Annotated in this window: 11 protein-coding genes; 6 read left to right on the top strand and 5 right to left on the bottom strand. The window is 60.7% G+C overall.

Going from position 1 to position 17689, the window contains the following annotated elements; all coding sequences use genetic code 11:
* The first annotated feature begins 208 nt into the window (after positions 1–208).
* Positions 209–1222 (top strand): AbrB family transcriptional regulator, encoded by a 1014-nt coding sequence (locus GZH79_RS09550; protein ID WP_211643565.1) that lies wholly within the window; start codon positions 209–211, stop codon positions 1220–1222.
* An 18-nt stretch (positions 1223–1240) separates the two neighbouring features.
* Here the strand turns inward: GZH79_RS09550 and glgB are convergent, their stop codons facing one another.
* Genes glgB through GZH79_RS09535 form a run of 3 tightly spaced genes read right to left on the bottom strand, consistent with a single transcriptional unit; the run spans position 1241 to position 8703 of the window.
* A complete protein-coding gene (glgB, locus tag GZH79_RS09545) occupies positions 1241–3451 on the bottom strand; it encodes a 1,4-alpha-glucan branching protein GlgB (RefSeq protein WP_211643564.1) in 2211 nt (736 codons plus the stop codon).
* Between the two features lie 3 nt (positions 3452–3454).
* Positions 3455–6748 carry a maltose alpha-D-glucosyltransferase gene (gene treS, locus GZH79_RS09540; RefSeq protein ID WP_211643563.1) on the bottom strand — a complete coding sequence of 1098 codons (3294 nt, stop codon included), beginning with the start codon at positions 6746–6748 and terminating at the stop codon, positions 3455–3457.
* Positions 6745–8703: an alpha-1,4-glucan--maltose-1-phosphate maltosyltransferase gene (locus GZH79_RS09535; RefSeq protein ID WP_211643562.1), complete on the bottom strand. Its 1959-nt coding sequence runs from the start codon at positions 8701–8703 to the stop codon at positions 6745–6747. Before GZH79_RS09535 ends, treS begins: the two co-directional genes overlap by 4 nt.
* 251 nt (positions 8704–8954) lie before the next feature.
* Between GZH79_RS09535 and GZH79_RS09530 the strand changes: the two genes are divergently transcribed.
* The 5 genes from GZH79_RS09530 to GZH79_RS09510 all read left to right on the top strand — a co-directional run bounded on the left by GZH79_RS09530 (position 8955) and on the right by GZH79_RS09510 (position 16627).
* Complete coding sequence (locus GZH79_RS09530) at positions 8955–9779, top strand: helix-turn-helix domain-containing protein (RefSeq protein WP_249219072.1); 825 nt, start codon at positions 8955–8957, stop codon at positions 9777–9779.
* Positions 9776–10774 carry an ArsJ-associated glyceraldehyde-3-phosphate dehydrogenase gene (locus tag GZH79_RS09525; protein ID WP_211643560.1) on the top strand — a complete coding sequence of 333 codons (999 nt, stop codon included), beginning with the start codon at positions 9776–9778 and terminating at the stop codon, positions 10772–10774. Before GZH79_RS09530 ends, GZH79_RS09525 begins: the two co-directional genes overlap by 4 nt.
* The gene (arsJ, locus tag GZH79_RS09520) at positions 10771–12042 is read left to right on the top strand and encodes an organoarsenical effux MFS transporter ArsJ (RefSeq protein WP_349291180.1); all 1272 of its coding nucleotides are present in this window, start codon (positions 10771–10773) and stop codon (positions 12040–12042) included. Before GZH79_RS09525 ends, arsJ begins: the two co-directional genes overlap by 4 nt.
* Positions 12043–12146: 104 nt before the next feature.
* Positions 12147–13475 (top strand): efflux RND transporter periplasmic adaptor subunit, encoded by a 1329-nt coding sequence (locus GZH79_RS09515; protein ID WP_211643559.1) that lies wholly within the window; start codon positions 12147–12149, stop codon positions 13473–13475.
* Positions 13472–16627 (top strand): efflux RND transporter permease subunit, encoded by a 3156-nt coding sequence (locus GZH79_RS09510; protein ID WP_211643558.1) that lies wholly within the window; start codon positions 13472–13474, stop codon positions 16625–16627. Before GZH79_RS09515 ends, GZH79_RS09510 begins: the two co-directional genes overlap by 4 nt.
* Position 16628: 1 nt before the next feature.
* Here the strand turns inward: GZH79_RS09510 and comE are convergent, their stop codons facing one another.
* Together comE and GZH79_RS09500 are read right to left on the bottom strand one after the other, a co-directional pair.
* Complete coding sequence (gene comE / locus GZH79_RS09505) at positions 16629–17183, bottom strand: sulfopyruvate decarboxylase subunit beta (protein ID WP_211643557.1); 555 nt, start codon at positions 17181–17183, stop codon at positions 16629–16631.
* Positions 17180–17686, bottom strand: a complete 507-nt coding sequence (locus tag GZH79_RS09500) for a sulfopyruvate decarboxylase subunit alpha (protein WP_211643556.1) — start codon at positions 17684–17686, stop codon at positions 17180–17182. The genes comE and GZH79_RS09500 overlap by 4 nt, the downstream gene beginning before the upstream one ends.
* Positions 17687–17689: the final 3 nt, after the last annotated feature.

Here is a 17689-nt window from a genome sequence, read left to right as displayed (position 1 = left end):
GACGCGCGTTCAGCGATCAATCATCCGTCTGATAAAACTGGATTAATTTATTGATTGGACGCCGTAGGTCGCCCGATAAACAACCTGCGGCGGAAGCTGTCGATCCTTGGTGGTGACTGGTCAATGTTGGGTGGGCGCTGCAAAAGAGTCCTGCGGATCCAGTGTGGCCAAGGTGCGGCACGCGGAACGTCTGAACAAGGGCAACGCCATGATGATAAATATCCGGTCCACTGCTGCCACCCTTGGGGCGGGGTTTGTGGGGGCGGCATTGGCCGCCATTGTCGGAATTCCGGCGGGTGCGCTGATCGGCAGTACGCTGGCCGTGGCCGGGCTGGCTGCAATCGGTGGGCGTGTCGGCCTGCCTGACGCCCTGCGCAATCTGGCCTTTGCAACTATCGGCGTGTCGTTGGGGGCAGGGGTGGATGAACAATTGTTCACTCAACTGGGCACGTGGAGCGTAAGTTTGGTGGTGCTTGTCGCATCATTGTTTGCAACGATCCTGACGGGGCGGCTGGTGCTGTCGCGGGGGTTCGGTCTGGATACACAGACCGCGACGCTGGCCAGTTCGCCCGGCACCATGTCGAATGCCATCGCGATTGCGGTCGAAGGCCGCGGCGACGCCGCTGCCGTCATGTTCCTGCAGGTGATGCGGCTTTTGGTGCTGGTCATCGCGGTGCCGCCACTGGCGGTCGCGCTGGATCAATCGGCGGTGGCGTTGCCGGTCGATGTCACTGTCATGTCCCTGCCTGTCTTGGCTGCGCTTTTGGCCATTTCCATAATTCTGGGCCTTCTCGGCACACAGGCTGGCCTGCCTGCGGCGTGTCTCTTGGCTGGGATGGTTATCAGTGCGTCTGGCCACGCCGTCGGTCTGGTGCAAGGCCTCGCCCCCGATTGGGCGATCTTTGCGGCCTTTGCACTGACCGGGGCCGTTCTGGGGTCAAGGATGAGCCGAGTCACCGCTGCGCAATTCCGAAAATACGCCGCCGCCGGTCTGGCCGTCGTCTGCAGTGCGCTTGTCGTATCGCTTTGCTTTGCGGTGATTGCAAACCTTCTGACCGGCCTGCCGTTCGGTCAGATCTGGATCGCTTTTGCGCCCGGCGGGGTGGAAGCGATGGCCGCCATCGGCCTGTCGCTGGGGTATGATCCGGCCTATGTCGCCGTGCACCATTTCGCGCGGATCTTTGCGCTGGTGCTGATCGTGCCGATCGTCCTGAAGCTGTGATCTGACGGCGCGCAGGCGTCAGTCATCCGGCACCAGAAAGACCGATGACAAGGGCGGCAGCGTCAGTGACAGCGAATTGGCAAACCCGTGCGTCGCGTCGCCATCCGCCGTCAGACCGTCCGGGTTGCCAGCACCGGACCCACCATAGTCCGCAGCGTCGCTGTTGAGCGCCTCGCGCCACTGGCCCGACTGCGGGACACCGATACGGTAATCCTGCCGCAGCACCGGCGACATATTGCAGACCACCACGACCGGTTTCGTGCCCTCTTCGCCATAACGGACGAACGAAAAGACGTTGTTTTGGGTATCGCCGCCTTCGATCCAGTCAAACCCTTCGGGCTGACAGTCGCGTTCGTGCAGGCCCGGTTCGGACCGGTAAAGCGCGTTCAAGTCCGCGACCAGTTTGCGGACGCCGTCGTGCATGGGGTCATCCAGCAGGTGCCAATCCAGCGATTGATCGTGGTTCCATTCGCGGTCCTGTCCGAATTCGCAGCCCATGAACAACAGCTTCTTGCCGGGGTGTCCCCACATGAACCCGTAATAGGCGCGCAGGTTCGCGAACTGCTGCCAACGGTCGCCGGGCATCTTGTTCAGCATGGACCCTTTGCCGTGGACCACCTCGTCATGGCTGAGCGGGAGGACAAAGTTTTCCGAAAACGCATAGACCAGTCCAAAGGTCATGGAATGATGGTGGTATTTCCGGTGGATCGGATCCTGCTGCATGTATTCCAGCGTGTCGTGCATCCACCCCATGTTCCATTTGAAATCGAACCCCAGCCCGTCTTCGGACACGGGACGCGATACACCGGGCCAGGCGGTGCTTTCTTCTGCGATGGTCAGCGCATGCGGGGCATAATCGCGGGCGGTTTCATTCACGCCTTTCAGGAAATCGATGGCATCCAGATTTTCACGCCCGCCATAGCGGTTTGGAATCCATTCGCCGTCGTTGCGGGAATAATCCAGATACAGCATCGACGCGACCGCATCGACGCGCAGCGCATCGACGTGAAGCTCTTTCAGCCAATACGTGGCAGAGGCGCGCAGGAAATTCGCAACCTCGCGCCGACCAAAGTTATAGATCAGCGTGTTCCAGTCCTGATGAAACCCCTGTCGCGGGTCCGCGTGTTCATACAGCGCTGTGCCGTCGAATTGCCCCAGCCCATGCGCGTCGGTTGGGAAATGCGCGGGCACCCAATCGACGATCACACCGATCCCGGCCCCGTGCAGACGGTCCACCATGGCGGCAAATTCCTGTGGCGTGCCGAACCGTGACGTGGGCGCGAAAAGTCCGATGGGCTGATAGCCCCAAGACCCCGAAAACGGGTGTTCACCGATGGGCAGGAATTCGACGTGCGTAAACCCCATCTGGGTCACATAGTCGATCAGTTGGTTACCCATGTCTTCGTAGCTTAACATCGTATTGCCGTCGCCACGCCGCCAGCTGCCGGGATGCACCTCGTAGATGGACATCGGCGCGCGGCGTTGGTCGCGATCCTGATTTGCGAACCATTCGGCATCGGACCAGTCGCGCTGGATCAGTCCATCCACGATGGACGCGGTTTCGGGCGGCTGTTCGGCGCGAAAGCCCACCGGGTCGGTTTTCAGCGCCTGTACATGGCCATAGGCACCGACGATTTCATATTTATAGATCTCGCCGCGTGTGATGCCGGGCAGAAAGATTTCCCACACACCCGATGCACCGCGTCGCCGCATGGGGTGGCGGCGCCCGTCCCAAGCATTGAAATGGCCCACAACCGATACGCGGCGCGCGTTGGGCGCCCAGACGGCAAACGCGGTGCCGTCGATCCCGTCATGCGTGACCGGATGCGCGCCCAACTTGCGGTACAGTTCTTCGTGCCGCCCTTCGCCCAGCAGGTATTCGTCCATTTCGCCCAGCCATGGACCGCAGGCGTAGGGGTCGATCACGTCCCATGTATGGCCGACCGCATTGCGCATCTTCAGCCGATAGGCGAATGGCTTGCGCTTTTTGGGCAGTGCGGCGTGAAAGAATCCTTCGTCATCGATCCGCGTCAGCGTTGTGACATCCTTGCCTTTGGCGTCGCACAACGTCACTTCTGTCGCGTCGGGGGCAAAGACGTTGATCGTAACCGGTCCGCCATCTTGCTGGTGCATGCCCAGCGTGCGGAACGGGTCACCATTCTGGCCACGCAGAATATCCTGAATTTCTGACGCGGGCGGGGCGGTGTCGGGGAAAGTGTCAGTGGTCATAATTTAATGTCCATCGTCAATCAGGGCCAGAAGACCCCGCAGGGGAATTTCGATCCAATCGGGCCGCATGGCCATTTCATAGGCCACTTCGTAAGCGGCCTTCTGGATCAGGAAGAGATCAAGCAGCGCCTGTTCAAAGTCGCGTTCGGCGGGATGCACTGCCGCGCCGTCCATCGTGTCGCGGTAGGCGTCAAGGAACGTGCCAGACGTGACTGCACGCCAGTGATCCACACCGTCAAGCGTCTGGTGCGGGTCGGCGCCCAGCTCGATGCGACGGCGGGCCGTGGTCCACAGCGCATAGTCGAAGCTGCGCAGCATCCCCGCCACATCGCGCAGCGGCGAGGTTTTTGCGGTGCGTTCAGCCAGGCTGCGGGTCGGTTCGCCTTCGAAGTCGATGATCATCACATCAGTCTGAACAACAAGCACCTGACCCAGATGGTAATCGCCGTGAATCCGCGACAAGCCGCCCGACGGATTGGCCGATTTCAAACCTGAAATGCGGTCCAGCAAGGTCCTGCGTTGATCCAGCAGTTTTTCGGCCAGTGCGCGGCCCGTATCCGACAATGCACCCAGATGACCTTGCAGATGGTCCAGAACGCCCGTCACCTCGCCCATGATTTCGTCAACCATGCGGTTCAGATTGGGTTTGTCCAGATCGTCGATCCCAAAGGCAGATCCGCGATCACCGCTCGACATGGCGCGGTGCAATTCAGCGGTGCGCTGGCCCAGAACACGGCCCAGATCCAATGGCCCGCCCATGACGGCATCCGCGTCCGCCGGGTCGGTGTCAGGGCCAGAGGTTTCCAGCCGTTCCATATCGCGATCCAGCGCCTCGGTCACATAGGTCCAGGCGTCGCCCTGATTGCGGACGAATTCGGATATGGCCCCAAGCGTCGTGACCTGACCGTCGGCTTCGGTCCAGTCGATCGTGCCCAGCAGGCGCGGGGTCGCCGCGAAATCGGTTTCGTCGGTCAGGAACCGGGCGACTTCGATATCGGGTTGTAGCCCCTTTTGCAGACGTCGGTACAGTTTCAGGATCAGCTTGTCGGAAAACGCGATAGACGCGTTCGACTGTTCCGCGGACAACAAGCGGGGTTCGCCCGCATCGTCTGCCAGATCGGCCAGTCGATCGGACCGGGTAAAGTCGATCCGGCCTTCGCCATCGGCTGACAGTTGACGGCCTTCTTTCAACGCCTCCAACAGGGTGTTGGCCAGATCTTCGTCCACCACACCATCCAGAATCGCGCCGACCCGGTTGGCCTGCCGCAGCTTTGCCAGCGTGGCAGGCAGGCGCGGCCCCAATGTCAGGTGATCTTCGCCCCAGACGGCGGACAGCGGCAGGAAATATCGCTGCTCGTTGTCGCCAGCCGTGACGTCGACAATGGACAGCAAATGCTTGCCGTCAATTTCGACCAGCCGCCGCAGCTTTGTTTGCGAAATGCGGTCCTCCTTGGCGGCGAACCAGCGTTGCAGGGGCAGATAGTCGCGCAGCGTCTGGCTTTCGAAATCGGCGGCGGATTTGTCATCCATGGCGTTGCCGATGGTGCCTGTCCGGGTGGTCAGAGTCACGAAATCGGGCAACATCTGGGTATAAGGCGAATGCCAGCTTGGTGCTTCGTTGGCGTTGGCCAAAGCGAACCAATAAAAGCCATAGGCGGGCATGGTCAGCAGATACGGCAGCTCGCCCACAGGCGGAAACGGCGACTGGCCCGTCAGTTCGATCGGCACGCGGCCCGCATGATCCGACAGGTCCAGTTCGGCGGCCTGCGCCTGACGCGACAGGTTCGCCACGCACAGCATCACCTCGTCCCCCAGACGGCGGACGTAGGCCAGCACCTTGCGGTTACGCGGATAGAGCAGTTCGATTTCCCCACGGCCAAAGACCGGGTGCCGTTGACGCACGGCAATCATTCGCTTCATCCAGTTCAGCAGCGACGACGGCGCGTTTTGCTGCGCCTCGACGTTGACGGATTCGTAGCCGTGCACGGGGTCCTGAATGGTCGGCAGATACAGCCGCTGCGGATTGGCCCGCGAAAAGCCCGCGTTGCGGTCGGCGGACCATTGCATCGGTGTGCGGACACCGTCGCGGTCGCCCAGATAATAATTGTCGCCCATCCCGATATCGTCGCCATAGTAGACAACCGGCGTGCCGGGCATCGAAAACAAAAGCGAATTCAGCAATTCGATCTTGCGGCGGTCGTTCTGCAGCAGCGGCGCAAGGCGCCGGCGGATGCCCATGTTGATCCGTGCGCGCTTGTCGCTGGCATAGGTGTCCCACAGATAATCGCGTTCGCGGTCCGTCACCATTTCCAGTGTCAGTTCGTCATGGTTGCGCAGGAAAATCGCCCACTGGCAGTTTTCCGGAATTGCTGGCGTCTGCCGGATGATGTCGGTGATCGGATATCGGTCTTCCTGTGCGACGGCCATGTACATCCGTGGCATCAGTGGAAAGTGGAACCCCATATGGCATTCATCACCTTCGCCGAAATAGGGGCGGGTGTCCTCTGGCCACTGGTTCGCTTCGGCCAGCAACATCTTGCCTTCGAAATGCTGGTCCAGATCGGCGCGGATCGCCTTCAGCACGTCATGGGTTTCGGGCAGGTTTTCGTTGTTGGTGCCGTCGCGTTCGACCAGATAGGGGATCGCGTCCAGCCGCAGACCGTCGACGCCTTTTTCCAGCCAGAAGTGCATGACATCCAGCACCTTCTTCAGCACGTCAGGGTTGTCGAAATTCAGGTCCGGCTGGTGATCGAAAAAGCGGTGCCAGTAGAATTGTTCCGCCACCGGGTCCCATGACCAATTGCTGTCGTGGGTGTCGTTAAAGATCACCCGCGTCTTGTCCATCCATTTGGTCGGATCGTCGGACCAGACATACAGATCTCGCTCTGCGCTGCCTTTCGGGGCGTTGCGGGCCTGTTGGAACCAGTCGTGCTGGTCGCTGGTGTGGTTGATGACCAGTTCGGTAATGACCTTTAGCCCGCGGCGATGCGCTTCGTCCACGAAGCCCTGGAAATCATCCATCGTCCCGTAGGACGGGTTGATTTCCTTGTATTCCGCGATGTCATAGCCGTCATCACGCTGGGGCGACGGATAGAACGGCAAAAGCCAGACCGCAGTCGCACCCAGTTCCTGCACGTGATCCAGCCGTTGCATCAGACCTGCGAAATCACCGATCCCGTCACCGTTGCTGTCCTGAAACGCCTTGACATGGATCTGGTAGATCACCGCATCCTTGTACCAGTCGGGCTCTTCCACGGCGGGATCGGGGGTCAGTTGGTCTTTGTCGATGATGTTCATGCGGCGCCTCCCGGCGGGAAAAGTTTCCAAATGGCATAGGGACGGTCCTGCGGGTCCAGCGTCAGCAGGTGATGCTTGCCGTGCCATGTGAACCTGTTGCCCTGCACGGCGTCCTCGACCTCGATCGATGCTTCGTCGGGCAGTCCGAATTTCCACAGGGGCAGCTCGAACGGCACATCGGCGCCGCCGAAGGGATCCAGCAGGACATGGAACAGCAGGTAGTTGCGGGTCTGGTCGTCAAACCGTCCGTAAAACAGCACCCGGTCTTCGTGTGCCGTGAAAAATTCAAGGTTGGTGAAATCCTTCATCGCGGGATTGTCCCGGCGGATGCGGTTGATCAGACGCACATCGTCCTTGATGTGGCCGGGGGCATCCAGATCGCGGTGCTTCAGCTCGTATTTTTCGCTGTCGCTGTATTCGTCCTTTGGCGGAAGCCGGTCGGCCTCGCAGAATTCGAAACCCTGATATAGCCCCCAGTTGCCCGACAGGGTGCCTGCCAGCACGCTACGGGTCCGGAACCCCGGTCGTCCGCTGTCATGGTTGAAGTAGGGGTTGATGTCGGGCGTATTGGTGAAAAAGTTGGGCCGCATATAGTTGCGGCAGGCTTCCGTCGTCAGTTCTGTCAGGTATTCTGTCAGCTCTGCCTTGGAATTGCGCCACGTGTAGTAAGTGTAGCTTTGGTTGTAGCCCAGTTTCGCAAGCTGTTTCATCAGCTTGGGCCGGGTAAACGCCTCTGACAGGAAAATCGCCTCTGGGCAGGTCTGGCGGACATCCGCGATGATCCATTCCCAGAACGGAAACGGTTTGGTGTGCGGATTGTCGACGCGAAAGATTGTGACACCGTGATCGATCCAGAACAGGAACAGATCGCGGATCGCGTGCCAGAATGGCGTATTGGGCGAACCGTCGGCGTTGTAGTATTTGAAATTGACGATGTCTTCGTATTTCTTGGGCGGGTTTTCGGCAAATTTGATCGTGCCGTCGGGCCGCCGTTCGAACCAGTCCGGATGTTCGTCGATCCACGGATGGTCCGGGGAAGCGTTCAGCGCGATATCCAGCGCAATTTCCAGCCCCTTCTCGGCGGCGGCACGGACCAGTCTGTCGAAATCGTCGAGTGTTCCCAGTTCAGGGTGAACGGCATCCATTCCACCGTCGGGCGACCCGATCGCATAGGGTGATCCGACATCGCCCGGTTCGGCGCGCAGGCTGTTGTTCTTGCCCTTGCGGTTGGTCGTGCCGATGGGGTGGATCGGCGGAAAATAAAGAATGTTAAACCCCAGATCGGTCACGTAATCCAATTTGTCGATCACGTCGTCAAAGGTGCCGTGCTGCCCTTCGGCCCCCTGCGACCGGGGGAACAGCTCGTACCATGCCGAAAACGCAGCGCGTTCGCGGTCGACCCAAACCGGGATCTCGGCAGATCTGGTCAGGTTCGCGCGCGGTCCGTGTTCCGCCATGAATGCTGCGGTATCGTCGGACAGCAACGTTTCGGTGTCGCCAGCCTTGGCGGCCTTTGCGACAGCCTTGTACGTCTTTGCGGCACCACGTCCGGGTGCCATCCCATCCAGGATTTGCCGCGCTTCCTGCAATTCGACGCTGATATCCTGCCCGGCCGCTATCTTTTTGCCAGTATCGCGGACCCATGTGCCCCAGACGTCACGCCAGCCCAACACAGTGAAATGCGCAGGGCCGTTTTCGGTGAACGTGACATCGGCGCGCCAGCGATCATTGGCCACGTGTTCCATCGGGTGGATCGTCCCGTCCGGCAGATTGATCCCGGCGGCATATAGTTCATGTCCGTCGCCAAAAACATCGACGGTAATTGTCAGTGGCCAATCCTGGACGGCCTTGGCCGCAAATCGGCCCTGATTGATGTGCGGGTCGATATTTTCGATGGCCACCCGCTGTGCGGCGCGTTCTGCTAGCGCACCGTTGGCCGTCTGTCGATTGTTCATTCCGCGCCCCCTGCCTTGTCGCTTGCACACGTCAATCGGCGTTGTTTCGTGTGTTTCCTAAACGCAGCCCGGTGTGGGGCAGTTCCAAACAGTCGTATCGAAACTGCGGCGTGAGGGACTGTTGGCCCAACGTAGATTGGGAAAACAGCGCCGGAAAAAAGACTGGTTTTGCCCCGCATTTTTTCCGCGTCTGCAGAAAAAGCTTTGAGATTGGAATCTAATTCAATAATACATGAATTATGGAACAAATAATGACGGAACGCTTTGCAATACTGGGTCATCCGCAGCGGATGGCCCTGTTTCGCCTGTTGATGCGGCGGTATCCCGACCGGGTTCCCGCCACCCATCTGGCGACGGCGCTGGATATCAAGCCGAACACCCTGTCGACCTATGTGCGCACCCTGATGCAGGTGGGTTTGATCACGCAGGAACGCGTGGGCACATCCCTGCGCTATGGCGTGAACATGGATGCGACGCGCGCCACATTCGATTTTATGTGGAGTGATTGTTGCCGCGGCAGGCCAGACCTGTGCGCCACTGCCTTTGCCGACAGACCGTTGGACATCGCGCCGCCTAAGTATTCCGTCCTGTTCGTATGCACCCGCAATTCAGCCCGGTCGATATTTGCGGAATCGATTATGCGCGACATCGCTGGTGACCGCTTTGATACCTTCTCTGCTGGGACACATCCGCAGGCTGAAATACACCCCAAGGCGCTGATGCTGTTGCAGCAAAAGGGACATGACCTGTCGCTTTTGCGGTCCAAGTCGGTATCGACATATCGGGGCGACGATCCCAAACAGTTCGATTTCGTGTTTACGGTCTGCGATCAGGCCGCGAACGAAGATTGCCCTGCATGGATCGGGCAGCCCGTGAGCGCGCATTGGGGCATTCCCGATCCCGCTACGGCGGATGGTACCGATGCGCTGAATGCATTGGCGTTTCAGCAGGCCTTTGCCGCGATCCACCGCCGGATTGAAACATTCGTGGCTTTGCCGCTGGCCGCGCTGAACCGGATTTCAATGCAACATGCGGTCGATGACATCGGTCGTGAATTCGCCGGGAAAATGATATGACTATCTACGCTGTCAATGGCCTTGGCCGGATCGGAAAGCTTGCGTTGAAACCGCTGCTGGCCAAGGGGGCCAGGATCGCATGGATCAACGATGCGGTGGGGGATGCGGCGATGCACGCGCATCTGCTGGAATTCGACACGGTGCACGGCCGGTGGGATGCTGCGTTTTCATCCGATGCGGACAGCGTCACGGTTGATGGTCAACGTATTCCGTTCATTGGCACCGCGGATTTGAACGACCTGCCGCTGGACGGCGTTGATGTGGTGATCGACTGCACGGGCGTTTTCAAAACGGAAGCAAAGCTCGCGCCCTATTTCGCGGCGGGCGTGAGTAAGGTCGTGGTGTCCGCCCCGGTCAAGGACGGCGATGCGGCCAACATTGTCTTTGGCGTGAACCACGACATCTATGATCCTACACGTCACCGGATCATCACGGCGGCCAGTTGCACCACCAATTGTCTGGCCCCCGTGGTCAAGGTCATCCACGAAAACCTGACGATCAAACACGGGTCGATCACGACAATCCATGACGTGACCAACACCCAGACCATCGTTGACCGCCCGGCAAAGGATCTGCGCCGCGCACGGTCCGCGCTGAATTCGCTGGTGCCGACGACCACGGGCAGTGCCACGGCAATCACGCTGATCTATCCCGAACTGACGGGCCGTCTGAATGGTCATGCCGTGCGGGTGCCACTACTGAACGCATCGCTGACAGATTGCGTGTTCGAAGTCATGCGCGACACCACGCCAGAAGAGGTCAACGCCCTGTTCAAAGCCGCTGCCGAAGGCCCGTTAAAGGGTATTTTGGGATATGAGGAACGCCCGCTGGTCTCTGCCGATTACACCAACGACACGCGATCCGGCATCGTTGATGCCCCGTCGACGATGGTGGTGAACGGCACACAGGTCAAAATCTACGCGTGGTATGACAATGAAATGGGCTATGCACATCGGCTGGTCGATGTCGCGCTGATGGTGGGTGCAGCGTTGTGACCCAAACCGACGCACAGCGGCCAAAGGGGCTGTCGGCCTATGTCGCTGTCACGGCGGCCTATTGGGCATTCATGTTGACCGATGGCGCGTTGCGGATGCTGGTGCTGCTGCACTTTCATACGCTTGGCTTTTCGCCGGTACAGTTGGCTTATCTTTTCGTGTTGTACGAACTTGCGGGGATGGTGACGAACCTGTGCGCGGGATGGATCGCGGCGCGGTTCGGCCTGACGGCGACGCTATATGCGGGACTTGGGTTGCAGGTAATCGCCCTTTTGGTTTTGGCGCAGCTTGATCCTGCGTGGACCATCGGCGTGTCGGTCGCATATGTCATGGTCGTGCAAGGTGCGAGCGGCGTTGCAAAGGATCTTGCCAAGATGTCATCCAAATCGGCGGTGAAACTGCTGGCCCCGGCAACTGCGGGTGGCCTGTTTCGCTGGGTGGCGCTGCTGACCGGGTCGAAAAATGCGGTCAAAGGGTTTGGCTTTTTGCTTGGCGCGGGCCTGCTTGCAACACTCGGTTTCGTCTGGGCCGTGCTGGGGATGGCGGCGATCCTTGCGGTGATCCTGATTGCCGTGGTTGTTGCGATGCCGCCGGGTTTGCCGCAGGGCCGCAAGGGCGCTAAGTTTTCAGAGGTGTTTTCCGACGACCCCAACGTCAACTGGTTGTCGGGCGCGCGGGTATTCCTGTTCAGCGCGCGGGATATCTGGTTCGTCGTGGGCGTCCCGATCTATTTTTACAGCGTGCTGTCGGACGGCACGCCCGAAAGCAACCGCACCGCATTTTTCCTGATCGGCAGCTTCATGGCGGTCTGGACGATCCTTTATGGCGCTGTGCAGGGGGCTGCGCCACGCGTGCTGCGGGCCGCGACGCGACCAACGCCGGTGCTGGTGGCTGCGGCCAGCCGTCTGGCATGGGTGCTGGCTGTTGTGCCCGCCCTACTGACCGTCGCGGCGCTGCTATCGCCCCAGCCACAGGCATGGCTGACCGTCACGCTGGTCGCGGGGTTGCTGGTGTTTGGCGCGATTTTCGCAATCAATTCCGCGTTGCATTCCTACTTGATTTTGGCCTTCACAAAGGCAGAACGTGTGACCATGGACGTCGGTTTTTACTACATGGCAAACGCTGCCGGGCGGTTGCTGGGGACGGTTTTGTCAGGACTGACCTATCAGGTCGGTGGTCTGTCGCTGATGCTGAGCACGGCCACCGTGATGGTCGCGCTGTCGGCACTGGCGTCAGGGCGGCTGGACCGGCACGCGTCCCTGTCCTGACAGACTGCAGCGCCCGCGATTGCTACGGCTTGCTGGATGTTCGCTCGACGGATGGAACGCGCGACCTAGCTGTCCTACATTGAAGTTGCGAAAGTTTTATTGACATGTGGCGTCTGACGACTGGCCTGCCGGTTTTGGTGGTTCTGATTGTGATGAATGCACAGCCGGGCGCGGCCCAGCAGGGACAGGGCGGGTCTGGTGATGCGCCGTCCGTGATCGACCTGCCGCTGATCGGCACGGTCGAATTGCCCGGGTTTCTGTCGTTCCTTGGCCGTCCGCAGGAACAAGACCAATCCGAACAGCAGCCACCACCGGCGGTCGTTTTCACGACAGCGGACATGCGGCCTGTCGGGGACAGTTTCAGTTTTATCGGGCGAATTGCGCCAATCGAGCAGGTGTCGCTGGTGACACGTGTGCCGGGTTTTATCGACGCCGTCGATTTTGAAGGCGGGCAAAACGTGCAAGCAGGCGATACCCTGTTCCAGATCGATCCCGCACCGTATCAGGCTGAACTGCGCGCCGCGCAGGCCGAACTGGAAAGCGCGCAGGCGCAAGAGGTCGAAGCCGAACGCGCCCTTGCCCGCAACCAAGAGCTGCGCGAAAGCGGCACCGTCAGTCAGTCCATGCTGGACGATGCGCGTGCCGCTTTTCAGGCCGCCCGTGGCATGCGGTTGCAGGCCGATGCCGCGGTCGACCGCGCGCAACTGAATGTCGACTACACCACGATTTTGGCGCCCATCGACGGGCGTATGTCTGCCCCGAACCTGACACGGGGCAATTATGTCACCGCGTCCAGCGGCCCTTTGGCGGAACTGGTGCAGCTTGACCCGATCTGGGGCGTTTTTGCCTTGGGTGAGACACGGCTGGCGACATGGCGGCGGCTGGGCATTGGCGGCAGTGACACGGCGCCTGTTTCGCCATCGGGGGACGCCCCGGCAGAGTCCGATGCCGAACCCCTGAAAGTGCGGAACTATGACCTGACGCTGCGCCTGCCTGACGGATCGGCCTATGCGACCGAGGGCGATTTCGACTTCATCGGCAACAGCGTCGATGCGACCACCGGGTCGGTCGAGGTCCGGGTGCGTTTCGCCAATCCCGACAGCCTGTTGTTACCCAACCAGAACGTGACCCTGCATGTCACCGAAGCCAATCCGCCGATATATCCCGCGATACCGCAATCTGCCTTGCAGCTTGACCGCGACGGCACGTCTGTCTGGGTGCTGCAGGACGACGACACGGTACGACGCGCAACAGTTCAGACAACTGCGACCGACACCCCCGGCATGACTGCGGTGATAAGCGGGCTGGACGGCGGCGCACGGGTCATTGTGCGCGGTGCGTCGCAGCTACAGGACGGTCAGACCGTCGATCCGCGCAGCGATGCAGCCGCGCCGGACGGTGCCGGAAACGGTGCCGGGGGCGCGGGCGAATGATCTCTGCCGCGTTCATCCGGCGGCCCCGTCTGGCAGCAGTCATCAGTCTGGTCATCGTCATCGCGGGCGCGCTGTCGATCTTTGCCCTGCCGGTCACGCAATATCCCGACATCTCGCCGCCGACGATCAGCGTCAGCGCGTCCTATCCCGGCGCCGATTCCACCGTATTGGCCGAAACCGTGGGTGCGCCGCTTGAACGTGCGATCAACGGGGTCGAAGGCATGACCTATATGTCGTCGTCATCGTCCAATCAGGGGACCTATTCGCTGTCGATCACCTTTGCCATCGGCACCGATCCCGACATTGCGCAGGTCAACGTGTCGAACCGGGTGCAACTGGCAACACCGCAACTGCCGACATCCGTGGTCGATCAGGGCGTGACCGTCACCACGCAATCGCCCAGCTTCCTGCTGGCCGTGGCCTTTCCGGTCGATGACGGCGGGCCGCTTTCGCTGATCGAGGCGGCGGGCTACGTGTCCACCAACCTTACGACTGCCGTGCAACGGATCGACGGTGTGGGCAACGCGCAGGTGCTGGGGCCGTCGAATTATGCAATCCGCATCTGGACCGACCCGAACAAGCTGGCTGCGTTCAACATTTCTGCGTCCGACGTGGCGAACGCCATCCGGTCCCAGAACCTTGCCGCTGCGCTGGGGCAGGTCGGCGGCGCGCCTGCAGTGGATGGGCAGGCGCTGGTCTATACCGTGACGGCGCAGGGTCGGCTGTCCGATCCGCAGGCGTTCAGGGATATCGTGATCCGGTCGGGCGATGCGGGCGGTCTGGTGCGGGTCGGGGATGTGGCGCGGGTCGAACTGGGCAGTCAGGACTATGCATCCAATTCCTATCTGGGCGACCGCGAAAGCCTGACGATGCAGGTGAATCAAGCGCCCGGTGCGAACGCGATCCAGACCGTCAACCAGATCCGGGACGAACTGGAACGGCTGGAACCGTCATTCCCCGCTGGCCTGACTTATGATGTTGTCTATGACACCACCGCCTATGTCCGCGTCACGCTGCAAGAGATTCTGAAAACACTGGCCCTGACGGCGGCAATCATCGTCGGCGTGGTGTTCATGTTCCTCCAAGGGGTGCGCGCGACGATCATCCCACTGATCGCCATTCCGGTATCGCTGACCGGCACCTTCGCCTTTTTGTTGCTGATCGGGTTTTCGATCAATGTCATCACCTTGCTGGCCCTGATTCTGGCCATCGGCATCGTCGTGGACGATGCGATCCTTGTCGTCGAAAACACCCGCCGCGTGATCGAAGAAGACGACCTGATCGGCCAAGAGGCCGCGATCAAGTCGATGGGCCAGATCACCGGGCCGATCATTTCCACGACGCTTGTTTTGCTGGCTGTGTTTCTGCCGACCGCATTTTTGCCCGGTCTGACAGGGCAGCTTTACCGCCAGTTCGGGTTGTCGCTGTCGATTTCCATCGTGCTGTCGTCGGTCGTCGCCCTGACACTGACGCCTGCCCTTTGCGCGGCGATGCTGCAAAAACCAAAACAGCGGGGCTGGTTTTTTCAGGCGTTCAACTGGGGGCTGGACAAGGCGCGTAACGGATACGCCCGCGTCGTGCGTTTTTTCGTGACCAAGGGGGTGCTGACGCTGGCCGCGCTGGGCACTGGCATCGCGATTGCATGGTTCAGCTACACCAACCTGCCCAACGAGCTTGTGCCGCCAGAAGATCAGGGATCGATCCTTGTCGATGTCTCGCTGCCTGACGGCGCATCGTTGCAGCGCACGACCGAAACCATGCGCGAGATCGGGGATATCATTGATGGCACGGACGGGGTCGAAAACGTCATTCAGGTGGCTGGCTTCAGCTTTCTGGGGGGATCGCGGTCCAGCGTCGGGATTGCGATTGTCACCCTGACCCCGTGGGGTGAACGCCCGCCCGTGTTCCAGATTCTGGGCCAGTTGAACGCGCAGTTTGCGCGCATTCCCGGCGCACAGATCACCGCATTTCCGCCGCCTGCGATTCCCGGTGCTGGCAGCGTCGGGGGCTTCTCGTTCGAGATTTTGGCGACTCAGGGGCAGGATCCGACCGAAGTGGCACAGGTTGCGCGATCCTTTGTCAACGCGGCCAACCAGCGGCCCGAAATTACAGGCGCGCGCACCAGTTTCAGTGCGGGCACGCCGCGCATCTTTGTGGATGTGGACCGCGACCGCGCGCAGGCGCTGGGGCTGACGGTGGCCGACATCTACGACACGCTGGGCCAAACGCTGGGGGCGGGATTCGTCAACCAGTTCGTCTATCAGGGGCGAGTCTATCAGGTGCGGATTCAGGCCGATGCGCCGTTCCGCAGCGAACCTGCCGACATTCTGGACATCCGGGTGCAGAACGCGGCGGGAGAATCTGTGCCGATCAGCACCGTGGCTGATCTGGAAACCCGGTTCGGTCCCTACATTTTGCCCCGGTTCAACCTGTTCACTGCCGCCAGCGTGTCGGGCAGCCCCGCCCAAGGCTATGCCACAGGAGAGGCCTTGCAAGCGCTGGAGGACGTCGCGGCAGAGGTTTTGCCGAACGGCTATTCCTATCAGTTCAGCGGTGCCAGCCTGCAGCAGCAAGAGGCTGGCAACGTGACGTTCATCGCCTTTGGTCTGGCCTTTGTCTTTGCCTACCTGTTCCTTGTCGGCCAATTCGAAAGCTGGCTGCGCCCGCTGGCGGTCATGCTGTCAGTGCTGGTGGCGGCGGCGGGTGCGACGACGGCACTGCTGGCGTTCGGTTATTCGTCCAACGTCTATGCCCAGATCGGCATGGTCATGCTGATTGGGCTGGCGGCCAAGAATGCCATCCTGATCGTCGAATTCGCATCCGCCCGCCACGCCGAAGGCCTGCCAATCACCGAAGCCGCGATCCTTGCCGCGCGCCAGCGGTATCGTGCGGTCATCATGACGGCGCTGTCGTTCATTCTGGGGCTGTTGCCACTGGTGTTCGCAACCGGGGCGGGGGCGGGTGCGCGCAATGCCATCGGTGTGGCGGCGGTCGGTGGCATGACTGTGGCGACCCTGCTGGGCATCCTGATTGTGCCCGCGCTTTATGCATTGCTTGAACGGGCAGGCGAACGACAGAAAGGCGTGTTCTGGGGCCGCGAGGACGCGGAACAGGACGATATCGACCGCGCCCCGCAAGAGGCGCGCGCCTGATCTAGGCGCGCACAGCTGCCATGAACCGGTCGCGGATCGTCACCGGGTCCATCGTGATGACCGGCATCTTGGCGTTGCCGCTGTCGCATTTGACCACGATCACGGTCTTTTCGCCCGCCGCCAGCGCATCTGTCAGGACCGCCCCGGTGTCGCGGTCCTGACACTGGATCACGCGTTCAGTGCCACAGGCGCGCGCCACGTCCGCAAGCGATGTCCGCATCCCAGCATAGGTCGGCTGATCCCCGGTGGACCCATATGACCCGTTGTCGATGATCATCAGGATATAGCCCGGCGCATCCACGTTCCCGATGGTCGCCAGCGTGCCCAGATTGGTCAACACCGACCCGTCGCCGTCAATCACGATCACCGGTTTGGGCTGTGCCAACGCCAGCCCAAGGCCGATCGACGACGCCAGACCCATGGTGCCCAGCATGTAGAAATTGCTGGGCTGGTCGTCGATGGCGTGCAATTCCTGACTGGGAATGCCGATGTTGCAGACGACCAGATGGTCGCGCAGGATCGGGGCGATATCGCGTAGGATTTCAGAACGGATCATTGGTCGCCGTAGCCTCCCCAGAATGTGGCGTCGGTCAGGATCGCAACGGGCTTGTTGCACATAAAGGTATATTTCAGGATCGCGTCGAACTCGTCCACGTCCGACTGGCGGTGAAAATGATAGGTCGGGATATGCAACTGGGCGAGCAGTGCTTTGGTATGGACCGCCATTTCCACCTGACAGGCGACGGGTTCGCGCAATTCGCCGCGATATGAAATCAGCATCGGCAGCGGCATGCGGTAATACTGGATCAGCGTCGCCAGCGTGTTGATCGTCACGCCGATCGCGGTGTTCTGCATGATGATCGCGGACCGTTTACCGCCCATCCATGCCCCTGCGCACAATCCCATGCCTTCGTCTTCCTTGTTGGACGGGACATGCAGGATGTCGTCGCGGCGATCCAGTTCCGCGATCACGCCAGCCAATTGTTTGCACGGGACGGTCGTGACGAAACCGATCTCGTTGGCGATCAGATCATTCACGATCCGCGTGTCGATAGTCATGCA

The organism is Loktanella sp. SALINAS62, from assembly GCF_018263905.1.
Classification (GTDB): Bacteria; Pseudomonadota; Alphaproteobacteria; order Rhodobacterales; family Rhodobacteraceae; genus Loktanella.
The sequence above is the reverse complement of the archived record's forward strand: the minus strand, read 5'-3'. Positions and strand labels throughout refer to the sequence as shown.

Bases quoted from the DNA above. Each gene is read 5' to 3' on its own strand.
- GZH79_RS09550 (WP_211643565.1), top strand. From the start codon at position 209: ATGATGATAAATATCCGGTCCACTGCTGCCACCCTTGGGGCGGGGTTT.
- glgB (WP_211643564.1), bottom strand. From the start codon at position 3,451: ATGACCACTGACACTTTCCCCGACACCGCCCCGCCCGCGTCAGAAATT.
- treS (WP_211643563.1), bottom strand. From the start codon at position 6,748: ATGAACATCATCGACAAAGACCAACTGACCCCCGATCCCGCCGTGGAA.
- GZH79_RS09535 (WP_211643562.1), bottom strand. From the start codon at position 8,703: ATGAACAATCGACAGACGGCCAACGGTGCGCTAGCAGAACGCGCCGCA.
- GZH79_RS09530 (WP_249219072.1), top strand. From the start codon at position 8,955: ATGACGGAACGCTTTGCAATACTGGGTCATCCGCAGCGGATGGCCCTG.
- GZH79_RS09525 (WP_211643560.1), top strand. From the start codon at position 9,776: ATGACTATCTACGCTGTCAATGGCCTTGGCCGGATCGGAAAGCTTGCG.
- GZH79_RS09515 (WP_211643559.1), top strand. From the start codon at position 12,147: ATGTGGCGTCTGACGACTGGCCTGCCGGTTTTGGTGGTTCTGATTGTG.
- GZH79_RS09510 (WP_211643558.1), top strand. From the start codon at position 13,472: ATGATCTCTGCCGCGTTCATCCGGCGGCCCCGTCTGGCAGCAGTCATC.
- comE (WP_211643557.1), bottom strand. From the start codon at position 17,183: ATGATCCGTTCTGAAATCCTACGCGATATCGCCCCGATCCTGCGCGAC.
- GZH79_RS09500 (WP_211643556.1), bottom strand. From the start codon at position 17,686: ATGACTATCGACACGCGGATCGTGAATGATCTGATCGCCAACGAGATC.